The sequence below is a fragment of the Pseudoalteromonas sp. EB27 genome (assembly GCF_001974875.1).
Classification (GTDB): domain Bacteria; phylum Pseudomonadota; class Gammaproteobacteria; order Enterobacterales; family Alteromonadaceae; genus Pseudoalteromonas.
The window spans coordinates 34,913-58,553 of sequence record NZ_MTQD01000005.1 but is presented as its reverse complement, the minus strand read 5'-3'; the positions used below and the strand labels follow the sequence as shown (position 1 = coordinate 58,553).

Annotated in this window: 19 protein-coding genes and 7 tRNA genes; 15 read left to right on the top strand and 11 right to left on the bottom strand. The window is 40.2% G+C overall.

Features of this window, described 5'->3' with window-relative positions; genetic code table 11:
• Positions 1-138: 138 nt before the first annotated feature.
• Positions 139-603, bottom strand: a complete 465-nt coding sequence (gene rnhA, locus BW142_RS07105) for a ribonuclease HI (protein WP_007378210.1) — start codon at positions 601-603, stop codon at positions 139-141.
• Positions 604-671: 68 nt separating this feature from the next.
• On the opposite strand from rnhA, the gene dnaQ reads away from it, so the two are divergent.
• The 13 genes from dnaQ (at position 672) to BW142_RS07040 (ending at position 9,341) form a co-directional block, all read left to right on the top strand.
• Positions 672-1,385: a DNA polymerase III subunit epsilon gene (gene dnaQ / locus BW142_RS07100; protein ID WP_076924405.1), complete on the top strand. Its 714-nt coding sequence runs from the start codon at positions 672-674 to the stop codon at positions 1,383-1,385.
• A 9-nt stretch (positions 1,386-1,394) separates the two neighbouring features.
• Positions 1,395-2,765, top strand: a complete 1,371-nt coding sequence (locus BW142_RS07095; protein ID WP_076924404.1) for a TIGR03503 family protein — start codon at positions 1,395-1,397, stop codon at positions 2,763-2,765.
• 97 nt (positions 2,766-2,862) lie between these two features.
• A tRNA-Asp gene (locus BW142_RS07090) sits at positions 2,863-2,939 on the top strand.
• A gap of 27 nt (positions 2,940-2,966) precedes the next feature.
• Positions 2,967-3,043, top strand: a tRNA-Asp gene (locus BW142_RS07085).
• Between the two features lie 41 nt (positions 3,044-3,084).
• A tRNA-Asp gene (locus BW142_RS07080) sits at positions 3,085-3,161 on the top strand.
• A 31-nt stretch (positions 3,162-3,192) separates the two neighbouring features.
• Positions 3,193-3,269 (top strand) — tRNA-Asp (locus BW142_RS07075).
• 38 nt (positions 3,270-3,307) lie between these two features.
• Positions 3,308-3,384 (top strand) — tRNA-Asp (locus BW142_RS07070).
• Positions 3,385-3,421: 37 nt separating this feature from the next.
• Positions 3,422-3,498: transfer RNA gene (locus BW142_RS07065), tRNA-Asp, on the top strand.
• 54 nt (positions 3,499-3,552) lie between these two features.
• Positions 3,553-3,629, top strand: a tRNA-Asp gene (locus BW142_RS07060).
• A 256-nt stretch (positions 3,630-3,885) separates the two neighbouring features.
• The gene (locus tag BW142_RS07055; RefSeq protein ID WP_076924403.1) at positions 3,886-4,599 is read left to right on the top strand and encodes a response regulator transcription factor; all 714 of its coding nucleotides are present in this window, start codon (positions 3,886-3,888) and stop codon (positions 4,597-4,599) included.
• Positions 4,596-5,954 carry a histidine kinase sensor domain-containing protein gene (locus BW142_RS07050; protein WP_024599750.1) on the top strand — a complete coding sequence of 453 codons (1,359 nt, stop codon included), beginning with the start codon at positions 4,596-4,598 and terminating at the stop codon, positions 5,952-5,954. The genes BW142_RS07055 and BW142_RS07050 overlap by 4 nt, the downstream gene beginning before the upstream one ends.
• A gap of 210 nt (positions 5,955-6,164) precedes the next feature.
• On the top strand, positions 6,165-8,201 hold the full coding sequence (locus BW142_RS07045; RefSeq protein WP_143475915.1) for a TonB-dependent receptor: 2,037 nt from the start codon (positions 6,165-6,167) through the stop codon (positions 8,199-8,201).
• Between the two features lie 18 nt (positions 8,202-8,219).
• Positions 8,220-9,341: a PepSY-associated TM helix domain-containing protein gene (locus tag BW142_RS07040; RefSeq protein WP_076924401.1), complete on the top strand. Its 1,122-nt coding sequence runs from the start codon at positions 8,220-8,222 to the stop codon at positions 9,339-9,341.
• A gap of 125 nt (positions 9,342-9,466) precedes the next feature.
• On the opposite strand, the gene fadE is transcribed toward BW142_RS07040, so the two are convergent.
• Positions 9,467-11,923 (bottom strand): acyl-CoA dehydrogenase FadE, encoded by a 2,457-nt coding sequence (gene fadE, locus BW142_RS07035; protein ID WP_076924400.1) that lies wholly within the window; start codon positions 11,921-11,923, stop codon positions 9,467-9,469.
• A 324-nt stretch (positions 11,924-12,247) separates the two neighbouring features.
• Between fadE and BW142_RS07030 the strand changes: the two genes are divergently transcribed.
• Positions 12,248-13,012 (top strand): class II glutamine amidotransferase, encoded by a 765-nt coding sequence (locus BW142_RS07030; RefSeq protein WP_024597920.1) that lies wholly within the window; start codon positions 12,248-12,250, stop codon positions 13,010-13,012.
• Positions 13,013-13,044: 32 nt separating this feature from the next.
• Here BW142_RS07030 and BW142_RS07025 read toward each other — a convergent pair whose 3' ends face one another.
• From BW142_RS07025 to cmoA, 5 genes are all read right to left on the bottom strand, one after another.
• Complete coding sequence (locus tag BW142_RS07025) at positions 13,045-13,779, bottom strand: DUF3108 domain-containing protein (RefSeq protein ID WP_076924399.1); 735 nt, start codon at positions 13,777-13,779, stop codon at positions 13,045-13,047.
• 16 nt (positions 13,780-13,795) lie between these two features.
• Positions 13,796-14,443 carry a phosphoribosylglycinamide formyltransferase gene (gene purN, locus BW142_RS07020; RefSeq protein ID WP_002959994.1) on the bottom strand — a complete coding sequence of 216 codons (648 nt, stop codon included), beginning with the start codon at positions 14,441-14,443 and terminating at the stop codon, positions 13,796-13,798.
• On the bottom strand, positions 14,443-15,495 hold the full coding sequence (purM, locus tag BW142_RS07015) for a phosphoribosylformylglycinamidine cyclo-ligase (protein ID WP_002959993.1): 1,053 nt from the start codon (positions 15,493-15,495) through the stop codon (positions 14,443-14,445). The genes purN and purM overlap by 1 nt, the downstream gene beginning before the upstream one ends.
• Before the next feature lie 191 nt (positions 15,496-15,686).
• The gene (gene cmoB, locus BW142_RS07010; RefSeq protein ID WP_076924398.1) at positions 15,687-16,655 is read right to left on the bottom strand and encodes a tRNA 5-methoxyuridine(34)/uridine 5-oxyacetic acid(34) synthase CmoB; all 969 of its coding nucleotides are present in this window, start codon (positions 16,653-16,655) and stop codon (positions 15,687-15,689) included.
• A 12-nt stretch (positions 16,656-16,667) separates the two neighbouring features.
• Positions 16,668-17,393 carry a carboxy-S-adenosyl-L-methionine synthase CmoA gene (gene cmoA, locus BW142_RS07005; protein WP_076924397.1) on the bottom strand — a complete coding sequence of 242 codons (726 nt, stop codon included), beginning with the start codon at positions 17,391-17,393 and terminating at the stop codon, positions 16,668-16,670.
• A gap of 116 nt (positions 17,394-17,509) precedes the next feature.
• On the opposite strand from cmoA, the gene BW142_RS07000 reads away from it, so the two are divergent.
• The gene (locus tag BW142_RS07000; protein WP_002959987.1) at positions 17,510-18,196 is read left to right on the top strand and encodes a DUF3334 family protein; all 687 of its coding nucleotides are present in this window, start codon (positions 17,510-17,512) and stop codon (positions 18,194-18,196) included.
• Between the two features lie 249 nt (positions 18,197-18,445).
• Here BW142_RS07000 and BW142_RS06995 read toward each other — a convergent pair whose 3' ends face one another.
• The 4 genes from BW142_RS06995 to BW142_RS06980 all read right to left on the bottom strand — a co-directional run bounded on the left by BW142_RS06995 (position 18,446) and on the right by BW142_RS06980 (position 23,434).
• Entirely contained in the window at positions 18,446-19,123 is a 678-nt protein-coding gene (locus tag BW142_RS06995; RefSeq protein ID WP_076924396.1) for a response regulator, read from the bottom strand.
• 4 nt (positions 19,124-19,127) lie between these two features.
• Entirely contained in the window at positions 19,128-20,504 is a 1,377-nt protein-coding gene (locus BW142_RS06990) for an ATP-binding protein (RefSeq protein WP_253188805.1), read from the bottom strand.
• 203 nt (positions 20,505-20,707) lie between these two features.
• Positions 20,708-21,214: a hypothetical protein gene (locus BW142_RS06985; protein WP_076924394.1), complete on the bottom strand. Its 507-nt coding sequence runs from the start codon at positions 21,212-21,214 to the stop codon at positions 20,708-20,710.
• A 36-nt stretch (positions 21,215-21,250) separates the two neighbouring features.
• Positions 21,251-23,434, bottom strand: a complete 2,184-nt coding sequence (locus BW142_RS06980) for a YHYH protein (RefSeq protein WP_171972315.1) — start codon at positions 23,432-23,434, stop codon at positions 21,251-21,253.
• Between the last annotated feature and the right edge of the window lie 207 nt (positions 23,435-23,641).

The window sequence follows — 23,641 nt, the reverse complement described above, 5'->3', positions numbered from 1 at the left end:
CTAAGAAAATAGCACATTAACAAGACGAAAATTGTGACATATAGTTGTTCTATATGAATCATTTTTAACGCAGTTAGTGAGTTATTTAATGCGATAGAATGAACTTGTTTTTAATAAAATTGGTGTAACAACAGCTAATTAAGGCTGGTAGCCTACATCTTCTAGTAAATCTTTGCTGCCAGCTGCATCGCGCGCCAAATCGTCAACTATTTCGTTGTACTTATGGCCGCTATGCCCTTTAACCCATTTCCAGGTTACATTGTGCTCGCTACAGGCTTTATCTAGGCGTTTCCATAAATCGACGTTTTTAACCGGCTTTTTAGCTGATGTTAACCAGCCACGTTTTTTCCAGTTAGTGATCCACGATTCAATACCTTGCTTAACATATTGGCTATCGGTTGTTAGATTTACTTCGCATTCTCGAGTGAGTGATTCTAGGGCTACAATAGCCGCGAGCATTTCCATTCGGTTATTTGTTGTGAGTTTATAACCTTGGCTCATTTCTTTTTCGTGGCCGTTATAAATCATAAAAATACCATAACCGCCGGGGCCTGGATTACCTAAACATGAGCCATCGGTGTAAATCTCTACGGTTTTTTGCACTGTTTTACCTTGATCTTATGTACAATAAAGTGATTATAGAAAGATACCAGAATCAGGCTAAATTCGATATGGCACGTAGACAAATAGTTTTAGATACAGAAACCACCGGCATAGACCCTAAACAAGGGCACCGTATTATAGAAATTGGGTGTGTGGAGTTAGTAAATCGCCGTTTAACAGGCAATAACTTTCACGTTTATATAAATCCACAACGGCCAAGTGAAGAAGAAGCGATAGACGTTCACGGTATCACTAACGAATTTTTACGTGATAAACCGTTGTTTCATCAAATTGCCCAAGAGTTTTTCGACTATATTGAAGGGGCTGAGTTAGTTATTCATAACGCGCCGTTCGATATTGGCCACATGGATAACGAATTTGCGTTGCTTAATCAGGGTTATCCTAAAACAGATACTTTTTGTCAAGTTCTCGACACGCTTAAAATGGCGCGTGACTTGCATCCAGGTCAAAAGAACAACCTTGATGCATTATGTCGTCGTTACGATGTAGATAACGGTAAACGAACGCTTCACGGCGCGCTACTGGATTCTGAGATTTTAGCCGATGTTTACCTTGCCATGACGGGCGGTCAAACAAAGTTGAATTTGAATCAAAACAAAGATGACGGCAGCGAGCAACAGAAGGGCGGTATAAAGCGTTTAAATAGTGATAGAGCCCCATTAGTTGTTCTGCGAGCAAGTGACGCTGAGCAAAGCGCACACGAGGCACGATTGGATCTTGTAAATAAAGAAGGCGGCCAATGTATCTGGCGCGCTGAATAAGGCGATTTAATGAAAACGATGTATTTTTTAACAGCGTTATGTGCAGCTAGTTTATTTACTGGCAATGCATATGGCGTAAAACAAGTAGAAGTGCTCAAGCGCGATGGGCATCAAAATGAGATCCCTTTACTTGATAATCGTTTTCGCATAGATAGCAAAATAGATGAAATAACACTGCTTTTTTTTAGAAAATCAGGTGCACCTGCTGTTATTTTAGTGAGGCCCGATGGCAGTAAGTACTTTGCTGCTGACTCTGTTAAAAACCCTAACTTAGAATGGTTTGACGAACTCAGCTACGATTTAGTAACCATAAAAAAACCTATGGCAGGTCCTTGGCAAGTCATAGGCAGTATTTTGCCCGACAGCCGAATAGTCGTATTAGGCGAGATATCTCTTGAGGCAGAGCCTCTTCCTTCAATGTTGTTTAGAGGGGAGACAATAAAAATCACTGGCAAAATACTAAATGACGGTGAGCCAATTAATACAAACCTATTTAGAGATGTTGTGAGCCTTAATGTCGACTTTGTAAGTACTAACAATGAAAACTTTGCTAACTTTGGCGCAGGCATTCAAGAAGTCGCTGAATTTAAAGACGATGGACGTGGATTTGATGAGCGCCCTAAAGATGGTGTGTTTACTGGCGAGTTTACTTTAGATTTCCCTGCGGGTGAATGGACACCAGAGCTTTACGTTGCAACACCTCTGCTGCAGCGCCGCATTGTGCAAAATACAATAGAAGTGCACGAGCCGCCTTTTGTAACCGAAATCGCGTTAGCAGAGCAAGACACAGACGAGCATCTGTTAACTATAAATATAGACTCAAGTATTGTTAAGCCAGAAACAGTCATCATCCAGGGAAAAATCTACTATCCCAATAACGAAGAGCAAATGTTTACCATAGATGCTGCAGCTAAAGACTTACGCCAACTGAGTGTTAAAAATTATGATTGGGGTAGGTATAGCGTTGAGCTGTCAGTTTTTGGGACTAATATTAATGGCCGCGAATTTATGGCAACGCTACCAACGTACAAATTTGAGATAGAACGACCTATAGAAGCGGTGCCCGAAATTGATCCTGCAACGATTATTACCCCAGATGAAATGATTGAGAATGAACCTGTTGAAGAAAAAATGGCCACGTCTACAATTATTAGCTTAATTGTAGGCTGCAATACGCTCATTTTATTACTCGGTTGGTTGTTAATTCGTATATTTGTTCAGAAAAAACCGATTAAATTTAAAGTGAAGCTGCCTTTTTTAAAGAAAAAGAAAACAAGTGAAGGTGATGTTGCCGACACAGAAAAAAATCAAGTTGGTAAAAACGGCTCAAAAAATGACAGATCAGGTGAAATTTTAAACCTTTCGATGACAGATGACTAAAAAACCTATAAAAAAACAAAAAAGCCCTTGACGAAATAGGGGTTGGTTCGTATTATTCACGCCGCTGTCAGGGAGACCTAAACAGCAACGAAAATATGGAGTGGTAGTTCAGTTGGTTAGAATACCGGCCTGTCACGCCGGGGGTCGCGGGTTCGAGTCCCGTCCACTCCGCCATTTTCGTAAAACTTGTAAGTAAAAGCTGGAGTGGTAGTTCAGTTGGTTAGAATACCGGCCTGTCACGCCGGGGGTCGCGGGTTCGAGTCCCGTCCACTCCGCCAACACTTACACAACGTATGGTTGTAAAACATATTCTTATTATGGAGTGGTAGTTCAGTTGGTTAGAATACCGGCCTGTCACGCCGGGGGTCGCGGGTTCGAGTCCCGTCCACTCCGCCAATAAGAAAAAATAACAGTTTAAATATGCGCTGGAGTGGTAGTTCAGTTGGTTAGAATACCGGCCTGTCACGCCGGGGGTCGCGGGTTCGAGTCCCGTCCACTCCGCCAACTATTTAAACAATGTTATATTACAAAATTTGTATGCTGGAGTGGTAGTTCAGTTGGTTAGAATACCGGCCTGTCACGCCGGGGGTCGCGGGTTCGAGTCCCGTCCACTCCGCCAACAAATTAAGTAATAACAAGTATAATGATATCTCTGCGGAGTGGTAGTTCAGTTGGTTAGAATACCGGCCTGTCACGCCGGGGGTCGCGGGTTCGAGTCCCGTCCACTCCGCCATTTGATATCATGATTAAAATTAGTAAGTGCATTACCCCATGCACATACCACTGCGGAGTGGTAGTTCAGTTGGTTAGAATACCGGCCTGTCACGCCGGGGGTCGCGGGTTCGAGTCCCGTCCACTCCGCCACTTGTTATTTCCTCAATAACAAGTTTATACTTGAAAAACACTCAAAACACTCAAAACACTCAAAACACTCAAAACACTCAAAACACTCAAAACACTCAAAACACTCAAAACACTCAAAACACTCAAAACACTCAAAACACTCAAAACACTCAAAACACTCAAATAGTTAACTTTTTTCCTGCGCACCGTTTTTGATATTGATTTGTATTATCATTTGCTTTAATTTGTTTTAATACTATAAAAATTATGGTTTTCTATGTCTGCACCACAGGGCTATCAACGCAACAAATTTGATTTTGATATTTTAGTTGTTGAAGACGATACATTACTTAATGATCAAATTACTGAATTACTAGCTAACCAAGGGTACTCTGTTACACAGTGTTTTGATGGTGATCAAGCGCTTGATTTAGCGGTTGCTCAACGTTTTAGTCTTATTTTATTAGATGTTATGTTGCCGGGAAAAGACGGTTTAGCAGTACTTAATATTTTACGTAGTTGTAATAACACCCCTGTAATAATTGTATCGGCAAAACATGCTGAAGAAGAGCGTATTTTAGGTTTATCAGCCGGTGCAGATGATTATTTAGCAAAACCGTTTAATGGCCAAGAATTATTACTACGCGTAGATTCAGTACTAAGGCGCGTTTTTAAACAAGACACAAATACCCCTTACATTGCTAATATTGATGGACTTGAAATAGATAGCCTACGCCAGCAGGTTTTTCTGCATTGTGAGCTATTAGCTTTTACGCCTATTGAGTTTGCCTTGCTGCAAATTTTAGTGAAAAACCAAGAACAAATACTGTTAAAACCTTTTTTATATCAAGCGGCGCTTAACAAGCGTTTCAGTCAGTACGATCGTAGTTTAGATATGCATATGAGTCGTATACGAAAAAAATTAAATAACGCCGGCTGGGATGGCAGCCGTTTACACACTGTGCATGGGCAAGGGTACTGTATTAAATGACACGACGTTTATTTTGGAAGCTGTGCTTAATTATTGGTACTGGTGTTGTTGCGATGTTTTATTTAATTAATGTCGCGGTTAATCATTTTGAAAATGATATGAGCATGCTAAGTGACTCAAGCCGAGAAGAGTTAATTAATTGGCAAAAAAAGGCTGAGGTTGTATTTGATCAAGGTGATATGAGCGAACTTGAGCGTTGGGTTGATGATTTACAACAACAAGAAAATATTTGGGCTGTAATTGCTAAAGCCAATGTGGTTGAGTTAGCAGGTAATCGCTCTCATCGTCATGAGTATACAGGGTATAACTTGGGGCGAAGTATTGATTGGAAAATCCATCTGTATTTTGAGCATGCCCCCGTTATGCAATTACCCTTTAAAGATGGTGCAACTAGCCTTGTTGTGCAGTTGCCGCAAAGAATGCGCCCAGGATCACTTTGGAATTTAACACGTTTGTCGTTACAAGTTTTATTGCCAATGCTGATATTGGTGTGTTTATCTATTGTGTTATATCGCCATATTATGCATCCTATTAAAGAACTCGACTTAGCAAGTAGGGCATTTAGCAAAGGAGACTTTAGTGTCAGAGTTCGAGAGCAGCTGGGCTCACGCAATGATGAACTATCCCAGTTAGCTGAAACATTTGATTTAATGGCAGAGCGGATCAGTGATCAGATTATGCATCAACGTGTATTACTAACTGATCTGTCTCACGAGTTGAGAACACCTTTAACACGCTTAGATATAGCAACTGACAATTTACTCACTCACAGAGAAAAGGGTGTAGAAGACACGCAAATCAAATTAGAGCGTATTCACAAAGAGTCACAGCACATCCGTAAGTTAGTAGATGACACGCTTACTTTATCTTGGTTAGATAACGAGTCACCTCAGTTGCGCATTGAATCTTTGGATTTAGTCGATTTACTCGAAATCCTCATTGAAGATGGGCGTTTTGAATATCCAGATAAACTGATTTCTGCTGACTTACCTAATCAAGCCCATATTGAAAACAGTAATCACAGAGCATTAGGTCAAGCACTGGAGAATATACTTAGAAATGCACTACGTTACACACCCATTAATAAAAAAGTACGGATTAGCCTCATTGATTATAAACATGAATATCAAATTATTATTGCAGATCAAGGTCCAGGAGTACCTAAAGAGCATTTAAATACTATTTTTAGACCTTTTTTCCGGATTGATTCAGCTCGCTCATGCAACAGTGATAGCTTTGGTTTAGGGCTTGCTTTAGCACAAAGGCAATTACATGCGATTGCTGCAACAGTATTTGCTAAAAATGATACTGCAGGTGGTTTAGTAATGACTGTAACGGTTCCTAAAGGTGTATAAATTACATTTCATATTGTGTGCTTGTAAAAACTGAGCAACGCTTTCTCGTCTTGCTCACGCCTTTACTTACATGTTTTTAGGCAACTAAAGTAGATTGCACCTAACGCGTCTTTGTATATTTCCTAAATGTAACAAATGTAAAGTTGCTATACTTTTCATTAAAAGAAAATGATAATTCTTCTTATTTGTAATTGAGAAGGAATGTCCCCCTTGAAAAAATTAGCCCTAATGAGTGCCATTTGTGCATCATTTAGTTCACCTATATACGCGCAAGAACTTGCTAAAAATACAGCGTCTGTTGAAAAAATATCTGTAGTTGGTTCTGCAACTAATTTGAGTATTACAGCTGAAGAAATAGAACAATATCAAGCAAGTGATCTGGCTGACATTTTTCGACATTCACCTTCTGTTAGTGTGGGTGGCTCGGTAGGCGTTGCACAAAAGATCTATATTCGTGGTGTTGAAGATTCTTTATTAAATATAACGGTTGATGGTGCACAGCAAACATCAACGTTATTTCATCATATTGGTCGTGTAACAATAGATCCAGACCTACTGCAACAAATCGATGTGCAAGCAGGTGCCGGCGAAGCAACAAGTGGTCCTGGTGCGATTGGCGGCTCTATCCGCTTTAAAACTAAAGACGCGCAAGACTTACTTAATCAAGGTGAACAATTTGGTGGACGTGTTAAAGCAAGTTACTTTTCAAATGACGGTACGCGTTTAAGCACCAGTGTATACGGTAAATTAAGTGATACATGGGGCGTACTAGGGTATTTCAGTACTGTGGATCGCGAGAACATGGAAGATGGTGATGGCGATACTATTTATGGTACGGCCGCCGATCAAGATATGATGTTTATTAAAGCCAGTGGTGAGTTAGCAGATAATCATCATTTGTCGGTAAGTATTGAAAAACGCGACGAAGAAGGGGATTTTTCAGCACGCCCTAACTGGGCGGTACAAGAAGGTGATGCTTTGTATCCAAGTGAAGCAGAGCGAGAGACTTACGTTGCTAATTATATATTTTCTCACAATAACTTATTGTATTTAGAGGCGACAGCATACAAAACCGAATCATCTTTTAATGGCGGCCGATTTGCTTGGCTTGCTGACATTGACACATATGGCTTAGATATTCGTAATACAAGTATTATTGATGAACATAAATTTGTTTATGGCGTTGATTATAGAAATGATGAAGTATCGAGTGGGTCTGCAGCAGGTGCAAAAGAAAATTCAGAACAAGGCAGTGTACTGGGTGTTTATGCACAAGGTTATAGTGATATTACTCCACAACTTTTACTGAGTTATGGGGTGCGTTTTGATAGTTATAAGTTTAAACAAGACATCTTATTAGATGAATATTACGGCACTGCAATTACAGAAAGCGCATCGAGTTTAGATGACAATGAACTGAGTTTTAATATCGGTTTAGCATACGACATTAATGATGCTTGGACAGTAGGGCTTGGGTATGCTGAAGCCGCGCGTGGTAAGCAAATAGGTGATGGCTTTACCATTGATGGATATTTATATGACGGTTCAGATATTCCAGTAGCAGATGAAAGTTTAGTACCTGAGACCGTAGCTAATATTGAAGCATCCATAACGTACACTAATGAAAATTTATCCGCTAAGGCAAGTATTTATAATTCGTCTTTAGATGATGTGATATTTGAAGGGTATGAAGGAAACTCGGTTTATAACAATATAGGCACGTTAGAGACTAAAGGATTTGAGTTTGACCTAGCATATCGTTTAAATTCATTTGATTTCTTCATTGGATTTTCAGCTACTGATACAGAGCTTGACCCACGTGATGGGTTGTACAGTGTAAGTTATGATGCAATTGATATTAATGGCTATGAGTTTGTCGGTTTAGGGAATAGCAGAGGCAATACATGGGTTGCTGGCGTTGATTACGACATTAACACTGATGCAAAGGTTGGTTTTAGTGTAACTAAAGTCGATTCGCTTGATATTGATACTCTTCATCAAGCTGTTGACCTTGGTTGGACCGATTCTTTATATACCCTAAATAAACCAAGCTATACCACTGTTGATTTATATGGGCAGTGGAATGTGACGAATGCATTATTATTTAATGTTGCTGTTACTAATTTATTTAATGAGTTATATATCGATCATTCAAGTGTGGGTGATTACAGTGAAGTATTTGGCACTGTTGTTGGTCCATACGAATCTGGGCGCGATATTCGCTTATCGATTTCCTACCAGTTTTAAGAATAAGTAACTTATTTTATGTTCTTAAAATTGTTTAAAAAGTGGGTCTTTTGGGTCCACTTAATTATAGGTCTAATCGCCGGTTTATTTATTTTTAGCATGTCGTTCACGGGTTTTCTATTAACCTATGAACGACAGATTGTTGAGCTAGATGAAATGCGATTTACTGTAAATAACACCTATGTTCAACAGCGACTATCGACTGATGATGTTGTGGATATTTTGCGAAAATCGCATCCGAGTCAATCACATATTTATATTCGTTGGGTTAATCGAGAAGGGGCTGCCATTCCTGCCTGGGCTGGAAAGCATAGCTACTTATTACACCCTTATACAGGAGACGTGCTTCGTGAAGGAGAGGGGTTAGCGGCTGACTTTTTTCACGTTGTAACTGATATACATCGTTATTTATTACTGCATGGCGCTTCGCAGGTGATTGGTAAAAATATAAATGGCTACGCTAATCTATTTTTTATCTTTTTATTACTATCGGGTGCTTATCTGTGGTTACCAAAGCGATTTAACCGCTCTGCATTAAAAGGATATTTATTACTAGCAAAGAGTTACAAATCATCACATCATCGAAATAGGCAGTGGCATTTAGTTTTTGGAATTTGGTGTTTACCGGTTTTACTCGTTTTGTCATTAACGGCTACTTTGTTTCATTTTGATTGGGCAAATAAAGCACTGTACGGCGCATTTGGACAAAGTGTACCGGAGCGTGAAAAACATCTACCAGTATTAGATTTATCGGCTGATGAAGTACTGTACGATACTTTATTTCAACAAGCTAAAGTACATGCAATTAATAATGGTGCTGCTGATTGGTATTCAATGTGGTTAGAATTAGGTGACAAAAAACACGAAGCACGTTTTTATATTGATACCAGTATCGGGAATCGCCAAGAATATGCGTATTCATTATTTTTAGATACTCGCACTGGTGATGCAATTAAAATGTTAAAAAAATCGGATTGGACGCGAGGCGATCAAGCATGGGGAACATCTCGATTTTTACATACCGGTGAATACTTTGGTTTTTTAGGGCAAACATTAGCTGGTTTGGCATCATTGCTCGCATGTTTTTTAGTGTATACAGGCATAGTTTTAGCATGGAAGCGATTGATAACTAAGCGCTAATTTACACTTATCGTCGAGTATTTGATTGCTTGATATGTGCGATTTGATATATAAAAATTTATTTTACACAAAAAAGCCAGCGCATTAGGCGCTGGCTTTTAGTATTCAAATGCTTACTTAGTTAATTAAGCGGCATTAGCTTCTTTTTTAACGCTATTACGCGCGGCTTTGCCTGCAAGTAAATCAGCCGGGTCAAAGTCATCAACGTTAATAACATCTAAACGAGATTGCTCAACAGCAGCTAGCTTGTCAGCCTCTGCTTGGCTTAAAATGCCTGCTTCAAGCCCCATTTGCGCTACTTTATCAAGCTGGAAGAATGGCAGTTTAAGGCCTTTTTCTTTACATACTCTTTCAAATAATGGCTCAACATCAAGGACGTCTTTAAGCGTTTGCTCTTGACGACCTACAAGGTTAAGCGGCTCATTTGTTAAGTATACATAGCTTGCTAAACGGTTACGCGTTTCACTAGGTACTTGTAGTAGCTGTGCAAGTTTATGCTCAAGTTGGTCAGTTGGCTTACGAACCGGGCGACCAAACGGGAATAACAATACTTTTAACACGGCGCGTAGTGGAGCCGAAGGCATGTTATTAATTAAATCAGCAAGTGCACGTTGGCAATGGTAAAGGTGATCTTGGCAACTCCATTTTACTAGAGCAAAATCTTCTTTTTTACGGCCTTCATCGTTGTAACGCTTAAGCGTTGCAGATACTAAGTATAGGTAACTAAGTAAATCACCTAAACGTGCTGAAATACGTTCTTTACGTTTTAGTGAGCCACCAAATACTGCCATGCTAATGTCAGACATAAGTGCAAGTGATGCACTAAAGCGTGACGCTATACGGTAAAATTCAGCGGTTTCGTCGTTGTACGGCACACTTGTAAAACGAGCGCCGGTAAGAGCAAGCCACTTAGTACGTACAAGGTTCGACATAGTAAAACCAATGTGACCCATTAGCGCTTTATCAAATACGTTAAGCGCCTCTTCGCGGTCTTCAATTTCGCACGCACCAAGCTCGGTAAGTACAAATGGATGACAGCGAATCGCACCCTGACCATAAATAATCATATTACGGGTCAAGATGTTTGCACCTTCAACGGTAATGGCAATAGGTGCACCTTGATAGCCACGACCTAAATAGTTATTTGGCCCAAGCATGATGCCCTTACCGCCAAGTACATCCATTGCATGAATAGTTGCATCACGCATTTGCTCTGTCAGGTGGTATTTAATAATGGCAGAAACAACCGATGGCTTTTCGCCTAAATCAACCGCACCTGTAGACATACTAACCGCAGCATCAGAGCTGTAAGCGTAACCAGCAAGTTTTGCTAGTGACTCTTCAACACCTTCCATTTTACCAATAGGTAAACGGAACTGACGACGAATTCGGCTATAAGCACCTGTCGCAATAGCAATCATTTTAATGCCACCGGCAGAGTTTGACGGTAACGTAATTGCACGACCAACCGATAAACATTCAACCAACATGCGCCAGCCTTGACCAGCCATATCTGGACCACCAATAATGTAATCAAGTGGTACAAAAATGTCTTTACCGCGAGTAGGACCATTTTGAAATGGTACGTTAAGCGGGAAATGTCGACGACCAATTTCAACTCCAGGAGTATCCGTTGGAATAAGTGCACAGGTAATGCCTGGCTCTTTATTGTCGCCAATTAAGCCATCTGGATCTTGTAATTTAAACGCAAGTCCAAGTACCGTAGCAACTGGGGCAAGTGTAATGTAACGCTTATTCCACGTTAAACTAACACCCACAACCTCTTCGCCATTCCATTGCCCTTTACACACTACACCGTAGTCTGGAATTGAGCTTGCATCAGAACCCGCTTCTGGCGACGTTAATGCAAAACATGGAATTTCTTGACCGCTCGCTAAGCGCGGTAAGTAATGATCTTTTTGCTCTTTCGTACCATAGTGCTGTAATAATTCACCAGGGCCTAAAGAGTTTGGTACACCAACAATTGACGAAAGCAATGTTGATTTACTTGTTAGCTTTTGAAGTACACATGACTGTGCAAATGCAGAAAACTCTAAACCGCCGTATTCTTTTTTGATGATCATGGCAAAGAATTTATTATCTTTTAGATATTGCCATACATCTTGAGGAAGGTCGGTTAGTTCATGCGTTGCTTCCCAATCGTCCAACATGCTGCATACTACTTCAACAGGGCCATCTACAAAGGCTTGCTCTTCAATAGTAAGTTTAGGAACTGGATATTGGTGAAGTTTTTTCCAATCAGGGTTACCGCAAAATAAGTCAGCTTCCCACCACGTCGTACCGGCATCAATAGCTGATTTTTCAGTATCAGACATGCTTGGCGTTACTTTTTTAAACGTAGCAAAAATTGGCTTGATGATATATTGCTGACGAATGCCAGTAACAGAAAGAGGAACCGCGATGATCAAAAAGATCAACCAGCTAATTAAACCAAAAGCACCCGCAAAGGTACCAATTAATAAAGTTATAGCCGAAACACCAAGTGCTGTGTTCCAACTTGCTCTGTGGTAAACCGCAGTGCAAAGCAACGCGATTAGAACCAGTGTAAATATGAGTGTCATTTTTATTCCTTAATAGAGGTCAGACCACCTCACTTAGAGTAGCGCTAGTAAGAGTAATTTTCAAGTACATAACGATGTTAAATTGTAGTAGAAAGTAACTTAAATACGATATTTAATTACCCGACAGAGGAACGCACAATAACTATCGTATAGTCAAAGCATTAACCGTAAGTAGTGTTAACGTAAAAATAAATAAATCTAATAGCAAAATGACATTTTTTAAGTAAGTATAGCCGTTATAGCGGGCTGCAAATTAGTGTACGCTTAATACACAAATATAACGCTATTTATTTTAATGTATGGTTTTTAAAGGTTATTTTATTAATGTGTGAATTACTTGGCATGTCAGCCAATGTGCCTACCGATATTTGTTTTAGTTTTTCAGGCCTTTTAGAGCGTGGCGGAAACACGGGACCACATAAAGACGGGTGGGGCATTACGTTTTACGAAGGTAAAGGTTGTAGAACCTTTAAAGATCCTGAGCCGAGTTATCAATCTGAAATTGCAAAGCTCGTTAAAGCATACCCAATTAAAAGTGTCTCGGTTATTAGCCATATTCGCCAAGGTAACCGTGGGCGAGTATGTCTTGAAAATACTCATCCTTTTACGCGAGAGTTATGGGGGCGTGAAATCACTTACGCTCATAACGGGCAGTTATCTAATTATCATGATTTAAAAACAGAGTACTATCGCCCAGTGGGTAACACCGATAGTGAACTCGCTTTTTGTTGGTTACTTGATAAAATTCGCGAAAAATACCCAAAGCGTCCAAGTAATATGGCGTCGGTTTTTAGATACGCTGCTAAGTTGTCGCATACGTTGCGTGAAAAAGGGGTGTTTAATATGTTATTGACCGACGGGGTGTTTGTTTTAGCGTATTGCACTAATAACTTACATTACATAACGCGCCGTGCGCCATTTGGTAAAGCAACGTTGATTGATGCCGACATGGTGGTTGATTTTCAACAAGAGACCACACCAAACGATGTAGTGACGGTAATAACAACAAGGCCATTAACTAACGATGAGCGTTGGCAAAAAATGGAGCCGGGAGAATTTGCATTGTTTAAGATGGGTGAGCTAATTTAGCCCACCTATTTTATTACTGATTTATTTAAAAGCTAGTTAGCTTCTTGAGGTTGTTGTGCTGTAGCAGGCGCAACAGCTGTAGGTGCAGTAACAGTAAATGAATTCATTTGAACTTCAAACTGCTCCATACCTTTTTCGCCTTTCCACATACGTACCAGCATGTAATCCATTTCTGGCGCAAACCACGCAATCGCTTGGCGTTTATCGTTATCGTATAAACGTTTTACTTTAATGGCTTCTACATTACCAATAGGCAACGAAATCATCTCGGTGCCAGATACTTCAAAGTTGTAGTCGCGGCGATTACCTTTTTTGTCTATAAGCGGAAATGAAAAGCTCGTTTCACCTTTTTTCAATCCTTCGCGGACTTGCACTTGGTACGAAATAGCATCCTGAAATTCATCAGTCCATTCGCATTTTAGTGGGTATTCGCTAGCGCTGCTAGTCACTACCTTATTTGTCGTATCAAAATCAATCTTATAATCTTTATCTGGGCCTGTACCGGTGCGGATCATATTGTAATGATGCGGGGTAACCTTACCATCTTTAAAGGTAAACTCTGATGTTTCTTCACGAGAATCAGAAAAGATCATCCACTCAATATTGCTGTGGTATGTTAGTTCATAAGTATCATCGCCCGTTTTTTTGAGCTCACGAACAGCCTCACCATGATTTTTACCTTTGCGTAAAATATCGTAATTAGCTTGATACTGGGTCAATTCGCCTGCAATTAGGCTAGTTGGAAGTAAAGCGCCCGCACATAACAACAGGGCACTTATTTTTTTATTGTGGGTAGTGCGCGCCGTGTGCAGGAAGTTGTTTTTTGTCAAGAACTGCATAATCTGCTTCCATAGTAAGTCTGTGTTCACTGAACCACTTGACCACCAAAGGATAAATTATATGCTCTTGCTCATGCACGCGTTTTGCTAATGTTTCTGCTGTATCATCCTTGAGTACAGGTATTTGCGCCTGAAGGATAACGGGACCGCCGTCTAATTCTTCAGTAACAAAGTGAACACTTACGCCATGAACATCGTCTTTTGCATCAATTGCTCTTTGGTGGGTATTCAGCCCCTGATACTTAGGCAACAAAGATGGATGAATGTTCAACATTTTTCCAACATATTTTTGCACTAAGCCAGGAGTAAGAATACGCATAAACCCAGCTAATACAACTAGATTTGGCATAAAAGAATCGATAACGTTCATTAATTGCGCATCGTACGCTTCGCGCGAGTCAAAATCTTTATGACTGAGCACTTTTGTAGCAATACCTGCTTGTTTTGCACGCTCTAGGCCATAAGCGTCAGCTTTATTACTAATAACAGCCGCTATATGTCCGTTTATCTCGCCACGTTCGCAGGCATCTATGATGGCTTGTAAATTAGAGCCACTACCTGAGATTAAAACTACCAGACGAGTCGGTGCCATTACTTAGCACCACCTACAATTTCAACTTGCTCTTCGCCAGCTGCTGCATCTTGAATTTCACCAAGGTGCCATGCATTTTCGCCCAAGTCTTTTAGCATTGTTAAGCTTTGCTCAAGTTTGTCTGCAGGGACTACTAAAACCATACCTACACCACAGTTAAATGTACGGTACATTTCGTGTGTAGTAATATTACCGTTTTCTTGTAACCAGTTAAAAATAGGTGGCCACTGCCAGCTATCACCTTTAACTACAGCTTTTGCTGAAGCGGGTAATACGCGTGGAATGTTTTCCCAAAAACCGCCGCCAGTAATATGCGAAAGCGCATGTACGTCAACGTTTTTGAATAACTCAAGTAAAGGTTTTACGTAAATACGCGTAGGCTCAAGTAAGGTTTCGCCTAATGTTTTACCTTCAAAGTCAGCGCTGGTATCAGCTTTTGACACTTCAAGTACTTTACGAATTAAAGAGAAGCCATTTGAATGAGGACCGCTTGAAGCAAGTGCAATAAGCTGATCGCCTGCCGCTACTTTTGTTCCATCAATAATTTTTGATTTTTCTACAACGCCTGTACAAAAGCCTGCCATGTCGTAGTCTTCACCATCATACATACCTGGCATTTCAGCTGTTTCGCCACCAATTAGGGCACAACCTGAAATTTCACAACCTTTGCCAATACCTGTAACTACGTCAGCTGCTGTGTCTACATCTAGCTTACCAGTTGCATAGTAATCTAGGAAAAACAGGGGTTCAGCACCTTGAACAATTAAGTCGTTTACACACATTGCAACTAAATCAATACCAACAGTATCGTGTTTTTTTAAGTCGATTGCTAAACGTAGTTTAGTACCAACGCCATCTGTGCCTGCAACTAATACTGGTTGCTTGTAGCCTTCAGGAATTTCGCAAAGTGCGCCAAAACCACCAATTCCGCCCATTACTTCAGGACGACGAGTTTTTTTAACTACGCCTTTAATACGCTCAACAAGTGCATTACCAGCGTCGATATCTACGCCCGCGTCTTTATAGCTTAGAGACTGTTTTTGTTCGCTCACAGGTTTTCCTCAAAATAGTTGTTTTGGGTTGCTTAGAAACGCGCGTATTTTACAACAATTGCAGGGTCGCGGCTAGCTCAAATGTAATTTTGAAATAATTAACAAGGACACTTGTCCGCTGTCTGTTGTTTAAATAAACAAAAAAACGCCCATAGGCGTTTTTTTAGTAATTAAAGGCGTTAAATTAACAGCTATGCTTTTGCAGTTAATATGGCTCGAAGTGGAGCAGGGTAGCCTTCAATTGTTTTACTTGTATCGTTTGGATCTAAAAAGTCGATTAACGATTCGTTTTCCATCCAGTCGGTTTTGCGTTGTTCTTCAAGCGTGGTTATAGCGCAATCTTTTATTTGCACATCTTTAAAGCCAACGCGTTCCATCCAAAGCTTTAATGCTGCAGTACTTGGAATAAACCAAACGTTGCGCATTTTAGCGTAGCGATCAGTAGGGACTAATACTGTGTTTTCGTCACCTTCAATTACTAGCGTTTCAAGTACGAGTTCGCCGCCTGGGCGAAGCTGCGCTTTTAACTGCGCTAAAAAGTCGATAGGTGAGCGACGATGATAAAGTACGCCCATCGAAAAAACCGTATCAAACGCTTTAAGCTCGGGTAATGCTTCAACGCCTAGTGGCAGTAAATGCACATTTTCGTCTGGGTTGTAGTGTTTAATTGCCTGAAACTGACATAAAAATAAATCAGACGGATCAATACCCACCACAAACTCTGCGCCTTCACCACGCATACGCCATAAATGATAGCCAGAGCCACAACCAATATCTAAAACGGTGCGGCCTTTTAATGGCTCAATATGAGGCAGCAGGCGGTCCCACTTCCAATCACTGCGCCACTCTGTGTCTATTTCAATACCGTGCACACTAAATGGGCCTTTGCGCCATGGCATCATGCGTTTTAATAAATGCATGGCTTGCTTTTGCTCGCCATCACTCATCTCCCCTGAGGCGCCAATTTCTACCTTAGTAGAGATATCAACATGTGTTGTAGCCACCTCTGGTAAGTTTTTAAGTACTTTTTGCCATTTAGGTAAATCACCATGGCTTGCCTCTAACTGCCAATGTTTTAATTGTGCAGGTAGGGTTTCTAGCCAATGACTAAGTGGGCTTTGTGCGATAGATGCGTAAAATTGGTTAAACCATTGAGACATGGATGACTCTCTTTATTTAATTGCTACCATTGAGCAAAAATTAAAACATTGATACCACACTTGAGTTTGGCTAAAACCAATATCTTTTAAGCGAGTAAAGTGAGCGCTTAGTGTATCTGGGCGCATAACGTTTTCGATGGCGGTACGCTTTTGGCTTATTTCAAGCTCAGAGTAACCATTGTGTCGTTTAAAGTCGTGGTGCAAATCAATCAATAAATTGTCGCATTGCTCGTTTTGCGCTTTAATTTTTTCGCTTAGCAGCAATACACCACCTGGTTTTAAATTAGCGTATATTTTTTCAAGCACGGCTTGGCGCTGAGCATGCGGAATAAACTGCAGCGTAAAGTTCATTGCTACTACTGAGGCGTTTTGAATCTCAAGCTCGTTAATATCGCCTAAAGTAACAGTAACAGGCACATCTGATTTAAAACCTTGTAAATGTACCTTACAACGCTCAACCATAGCTTGAGAGTTATCTACCGCTATTATATGGCAGTTATCGGTGCGAATATTTCGTCGCATGCTAAGTGTTACTGCGCCCAAAGAGCAGCCTAAATCATAAAGATTTGAGTTACTTTGCGCGTATTCACCCGCAAGTTTACCCATTGTACTGACAATAGTTGCGTAGCCAGGCACAGAGCGCTGGATCATATCTGGAAAAACTTCGACTACATTTTGGTCAAAGCTAAAATCTTTTACTTGTTGCTCAGAGGCATAAATACTGTCTTTTATGGTCACGAAGGCAGTCTCTTTGTAAATAATGGCGCTATTTTAACATTTTATACTGGATAGTCAGTGATAAATTCAGTAGCTTGACTAGAATTATGAATAATAAGTATAAAAGAGAAGATTAAATGAGCAAAAGTAAGGTCATTAGCACAGACGATATATTAGCAACCCTTTGTCATTCAGTGACAGGCGTACTCACATCAGCCAGCGGTAATGGTATTAGCTACTCAGCCATGGTGCAAAAAATAACGCGTACATGCATGCGACCAGATATTGGCTGCTTTGTTTTATTTGACGGCGGTTTTACCGGGCTTGTAATTACCAACTTTACTTCGCAAGCGGCGATGGAAATTTATGGCGATTACATGCGCAACATGGGGATGCCAGAAGATGAAATAGCGCATAGCCATTTATCAGACGACGTATCAAACGTATTAGGCGAGTTAATGAACCAAATTGTTGGCGACTTTACGTCTAAAGTACGCGAGCAATTACATACGTCTATTACACAAAATCAGCCAAAAATGATGGCAATAAATAAGCAAGTGCAAATATCGGTAGATACCACAATGGATCGCCCGCAGGCCCGCCGCGTAACATTCACCACAAGTAAACAAAATATTTTTTACTTGGAATTAGCGATGGATAAAACAGAGTTTATTAAATTACACGACTTTGATATAGCAGAAGCACTAGACCCAGATGACATAATTGAAAACGAAGCTCGTAAAAAAGCGGACAAAGAAAAATCATCTAAAGCAGTAGAGCAAGATGATGGTGATGATGATTTTATGGCAGGCCTGGGGCTTTAAGTTTATTTACGTAGATACCATCTCTTCTAATCAGCCTCAAGCTTTCTTTAAATAGCTTGGGGCTGATATTCAGTTTGATTCTTCACAACACCAAAACAGATATGTGTCAGCTTTGGGTTGAGTGAAACGATACCTAACGACTGCTCAGCTATTAATCTTTAGCTGTTAGCGATCAGATTAGTGATTAAAATAAAAGTGCGATTTATATCGCGCTTTTTCGTCATGTTAGCTTTATTTGAATAAGTAAACCTACTCTTTAAACTTATAACCTACGCTATAAACTGCCGCTATTGGGTTTAGTCCTGCTTGAACGTCGTTAATCTTTTTTCGTATATTTTTAATGTGTGTATCAATGTTGCGATCGTATATGTCGGTTGTGTCGCTGTATACGTTATTAATAATATCTTCGCGGGTAAAAACACGACCTACGTGGCTTATAAATAGTAAAAATATTTTAAACTCGACGGCGGTAAAGCCAATACTTTTGCCGTTTAGGCGCGCTTCGTAATCGTCTTTGTGTAATTGAAAATTATTATGATTGATGATGTTGGTTTTAGGCTGGCTGGTCCTTCTTAGTACTGCCTGTATGCGCGCTATAACTTCTTTAGGGCTGAAAGGTTTGCATATGTAGTCATCGGCGCCGAGCTCTAAACCCAGTAAGCGTTCTATTTCTTCACTTTTTGCGGTAAGCATAATAATAGGCACACTTGAAAAGGCTCTAATTTGCTTACATAGCTCTATGCCATCAACATCTGGCAACATTAAATCAAGAAGTATTAAATCTACTGCGTTTTGTTTTACAAAACTAACTACACCTTTGCCGCTATTAAAGTGCTCAGTTTCGTAATCTTGTTGCTTAGCGTAGGCAATAAGTACCTCTGCAATGTTTTCTTCGTCTTCAACGATAAGTATTTTTTGTGATGCCATTATTTTAACCTAAAAGTGCCAGCGTTATTTTAACTTCTAGCCCACCAAGTGGTGAGTTGTGCAACGATATTTGACCACCATGTGCTTCTACTATTTGTTTGCAAAGTGCAAGCCCTAAGCCCGAGCCGCCGTGCTCTCGGCTTCGAGATTTTTCAACGCGATAAAAACGCTCAAACAATTTTTGTAAGTCGTTTGATAAAACACTTGGTGCTGAGTCTTGTAAAATAAGCTCAATATTATTGTGTGTTTTGTTGGCAAGTATTATTACTTGCCCACCTTTATGCGTGTATCTGCAGGTGTTTTCTAACAGGTTTGAAAATAATTGTACAAGGCGTTCTTTATCGCCATTTATTGTACATTTGCCGGCTTTGGTTAAGCTTTTGCTGTCTACATTTAATTCACGCTCTTTAAAGCGAGCGGTGTAGTTTTCAATTGATTGCTCAAAAATAGTGATTAAATCAATGCGCGCATTGTCATAGGTTAAATTAACGCTATCTGTTTGTGCTAGTTGAGCTAGGTCGTCAACAATGTGACTTAAGTTATCTACTTGGTTTATGAGTAAATTAATACGCTTTGTGTCGGCTGTAAATACGCCATCTTGCACGGCTAGTAAATGCGAGCGTAGTACAGTAAGTGGGGTTCTTAATTCGTGGGATGTGTCTGACACCCATTGGAATCGCATTTGTTGGTTTTGCTCAAGCGTGTGGGCTAAGGCGTTAAAGTTGTTGGATAGGGTACCTAGCTCATCTTTACTAGAGGGGATGATTCTGCTGGCAAAATTTCCTTTTGTTAACTCATCGGTGCCAGTCACTATTTGCTTTATTGGTTTTATTAAATGGCGAGATAACACAATAGCCATAATAAATGCGAGCACAATAACGAGTAATGTGATCATAAAATAGTTATGAAATTGCGCTGCTAAAAATGCTTTTGTTGGGCTACTTTGCACAAGTTTTGAAGGTACTAAACCTATCCAGCCTATAACGTTATTGTTTAATAAAATAGGTTCTATATGTGGGTTGTCGTTTAAATTAGCCCTACCAATAACAACCTTTTTATTTTGATCATATAAACTTATACGTTGCCCTGTTTTAAGGGAACCTGCAGGTAAGTGTACCCACAATAAAGAAGGCGTTGCATTGCTGTTATTTGGTTTGGGTGGGGTGCTTGTGTGTTTATTCGCTTTGGGCTCGCCTGGCTTTTTTTGCGGCTCTACAATAGAGCGCCATAATTGCGTGCTTTGTGTAATGGGTTGCCAACTGCCTAATCCGCTATAAAGCTCAATAAGTTGATGCTTAACCATTGCTACATGTTTTGTTTCTTCTTGTTCAATAAAGCCGTTAAAACCTGACGAAAAGGTCATGTATATAAACACAAACATAAGCCCAACAAGGGCGATATTAGTGATAAAAAAAGCTAAAAAGAATTTATGTATTAATTTCACTGATTGGCAAATAGTAAAGATCATGACGTTAACGTACCAAGCAGTATTGCATATTGATTATGTGCCTACAATTAGCGTATTTAGGGAGTTGCTTACTAAAATCCTTTTTAAGTAAGCTTTTAGGTATGTTGATTCTTGGGCTAGAACTTTATTTTTGCGGTATCGCCAGCACCCAGTAACTTATATTGTGGTTTTACAAAGCTTGCGTGTACTGCACCTAAACTTTTAGGGAACGATATGGCAAGTTCATCTACTGTTGTAAATGAGTGCTTCGCTTGAAAAACAATTTCTAGGTCGTGCGCTTCGTTGTTGCTGGTGGTAAAAACGACGCGTTCAAACACGATAACTTGCTGATTTACACGTAAGCTCGTTTTTTGTTTAAGTGCATTTTTTACAAACTCTTCTTGTTGCTCTGCACTTAAGTTTGTAGGCATAAGCTTATCAATATCGCCCATAAGCCATGCTTGCTCGCTTTGCAGCGCTGAGATTAAATGCTCAGCATTAGTTAATACTTTTACTTCAACTTGTCCATCTCTTAAAATTACTTGGGCTGTTGTGTTTTTTAATACATGTGCGCTCACTTGAGCGCACATACTTGTTAAAATACACGCTAGCATTAGCCATTTTAATTTTTTAAAAAAATACATAATCATTACCTTTTATTGAAGCGGAGACCTTTTTGTTTATAGCGGTTGCTCAATAGTTACTTTACAAATAAGGGTGTTGTCGGTTTCTAAGTCTTCGCCCCATATGAATTTTGCGTTTTCATCCCAGTTAATATCGTCGTAACCGTCTTTTGGTCCTACATCGGCAAAGTTGTGCTCTACTGCATTAGCCCAATTCGTATCGTCAAAGTTACTTTGCAGCCAGTTAGTTGGTGCTTCTTTTGACATAAACGTACAAGCGCCTTCGCCCGCAACAGGGTTTGTTTCGCTTTCGCATAATTTGTTAAGCGGCGCTTTGTGAAGTATTTCGCATTTAAAGCTTTTATTGCTTACCGCAACCACTTTATTTGTATTGGTGTCGGTAAGTTGCATAATAAAACCGCCATCACCCATTTGCTGATTTTTAGCGCCGATGTATTCAAGCCCAGTGTCGTTTTGCTTAAAGTCTTTAATTATTAAATTAAGCTCAATAGGGTAGTTTGCAGAAAACGTAATGCTTTGTGCATTAAATGAACGCTCTGTGGTTATAGGCACAGAATCTTCAACAAGTAACTGCTCGCCTATGTAGGCTGTAAACCAGTTATCAGCCCATGCTTCTAGCTTTAAGTTATGCTTGCCTGTAATGGCAGGATTTGTATTTTGCTTAGTGACTGTAGGAGTAAGGTGATTTGGTTGCGGACCTCTACAAAATGTACCTGTTTGAACCTTGCCACCATTACTGATAGTTTTTTGTTTAAAGTTATAACAGTCTTTTCCCTCTGATGCAGGGCTGTACGTAGTAAAGTAGTTTTCGCCTTTGTATGAATAGCTCATTGTACGGCTGCCGTTTTCAGAGATTGTGTGCGTTAGGTTTTTAACGCCTCCTTGTGGCGGGCGCAAGTCGGCTCTTATACCTTGAGTATCGCCATTCAATGGTGACACTCTTGGTAATTTTGCGGTATCTACTTCACCTACTAAGCACTGAATAATATACGGCGGCGTAGCTGATGTTTGATAGCGGTAGCCAAATGTGTCGTCGGCTTGCCCATTACATACATCAAGGTCACCTTTGGCAATTGCACTGCCGTCTGGGTTTTTACTACCATAGAGCGGGTAACCATCGTAAGCCCAACCAATAATGGCATCGCTTGATTGGTTTTTCATTGTGTCAATCATACACGTTGGCGATACGTGGTAATGGTAGTCATCACCTCGTCCTGCGTGTCCGCCGCATATATCTAACTGTCCGAGTGCTAAAGTGTCGTGTTTCTCATCGTAGCTATTTACGTCTAGTTCGCCTTGCGAAGAATAGTCGTATATTGGTACGCCATTAACGGCAACACCTACGGCTGCATCAATTGTAGTAATTGCTTTCGCTTTTTTAGGATTTAGTTTTATAGGTGCGGCGTAGTCTTTAGCTGGAACGGGTATTTGCTCGTTAGTACCTGTAATACCAGTCATTACTTCATGATCAGGATAAGTAGATGAGGCAATATAAGCATATTGTTCATCGCACGTAACAGATACGCTTTTATCAAACCCTGCATTACTCACTGATTGTGTAATAGCATCGCAACGAGGTGATTTTACGTTAGCGGTTAAATATGATTTATCAGGCTTTGGTTGCTCATTTGGTTTTGGTCTTGCATTAGGTTTGTGCTCGGCGCTATTGGCGCTTCGCGAGTATTTAACCGTCATACTTGCAGTATCGAGCGTAATATCTTTTACAGCAGCGAGTAATGCTGAGCGATCTACTTTTGTATCGCTATTAAAGGTAACCGGTGCAGATAACGCGTACACAGTATAAGTATAGCTTTTTTCACCCGGACCTTTAGAGCAAGGCGGTGCGTATTGGTTTAAATCGTTTACGCTATTAGAGCCTACTTCACCGAGAGTTTCGCCCGCTTTAATTTGTGTTTTATCGGCGGTAATATTATACATGGTCCAATACCAATGCATTCCCTCTGGCGCTTTATGATCCATAATTAATGCATAATATTTGGTTGTGTCAGGTGCACCGCTCCAGTTAAGTGGAGGGCTAATGCTTTGCCCATCGCACGTATAAGTAATAGGCAAGTTACCGCCACCGCTTACCTTTGAGCTTGTTAGAGTAAAATCATTGAGGTTTGATTGTTGAAGTGATTGGCTGTTTTGCTCGTTGCAGGCACTTAAGGTTACACAGCACAGTGCACTGAGTAAAAAGGCATAGGTATTTTTCATCATTTAAAACTCCAAAGATTAAGAGTACATAGAAAGAATTAGCTATTACAGAGTGTAGTTCTCAAATGTAGGGCAATTATGTAGTTTTAAACTTTTTGTTTTTATTAAGGACAGGCGTTAAGTTGTGAGTTGCTTACGGGGATAAAAGACTGGGTATGAACGCTTGGTTATGGAAGGAAATATTAACTTAAGCATGGGCGTTATTTTCAC

Bases quoted from the DNA above. Each gene is read 5' to 3' on its own strand.
- dnaQ (WP_076924405.1), top strand. From the start codon at position 672: ATGGCACGTAGACAAATAGTTTTAGATACAGAAACCACCGGCATAGAC.
- BW142_RS07095 (WP_076924404.1), top strand. From the start codon at position 1,395: ATGAAAACGATGTATTTTTTAACAGCGTTATGTGCAGCTAGTTTATTT.
- BW142_RS07055 (WP_076924403.1), top strand. From the start codon at position 3,886: ATGTCTGCACCACAGGGCTATCAACGCAACAAATTTGATTTTGATATT.
- BW142_RS07050 (WP_024599750.1), top strand. From the start codon at position 4,596: ATGACACGACGTTTATTTTGGAAGCTGTGCTTAATTATTGGTACTGGT.
- BW142_RS07040 (WP_076924401.1), top strand. From the start codon at position 8,220: ATGTTCTTAAAATTGTTTAAAAAGTGGGTCTTTTGGGTCCACTTAATT.
- fadE (WP_076924400.1), bottom strand. From the start codon at position 11,923: ATGACACTCATATTTACACTGGTTCTAATCGCGTTGCTTTGCACTGCG.
- BW142_RS07030 (WP_024597920.1), top strand. From the start codon at position 12,248: ATGTGTGAATTACTTGGCATGTCAGCCAATGTGCCTACCGATATTTGT.
- purN (WP_002959994.1), bottom strand. From the start codon at position 14,443: ATGGCACCGACTCGTCTGGTAGTTTTAATCTCAGGTAGTGGCTCTAAT.
- cmoB (WP_076924398.1), bottom strand. From the start codon at position 16,655: ATGTCTCAATGGTTTAACCAATTTTACGCATCTATCGCACAAAGCCCA.
- BW142_RS07000 (WP_002959987.1), top strand. From the start codon at position 17,510: ATGAGCAAAAGTAAGGTCATTAGCACAGACGATATATTAGCAACCCTT.
- BW142_RS06995 (WP_076924396.1), bottom strand. From the start codon at position 19,123: ATGGCATCACAAAAAATACTTATCGTTGAAGACGAAGAAAACATTGCA.
- BW142_RS06990 (WP_253188805.1), bottom strand. From the start codon at position 20,504: ATGTTTGTGTTTATATACATGACCTTTTCGTCAGGTTTTAACGGCTTT.
- BW142_RS06985 (WP_076924394.1), bottom strand. From the start codon at position 21,214: ATGTATTTTTTTAAAAAATTAAAATGGCTAATGCTAGCGTGTATTTTA.
- BW142_RS06980 (WP_171972315.1), bottom strand. From the start codon at position 23,434: ATGATGAAAAATACCTATGCCTTTTTACTCAGTGCACTGTGCTGTGTA.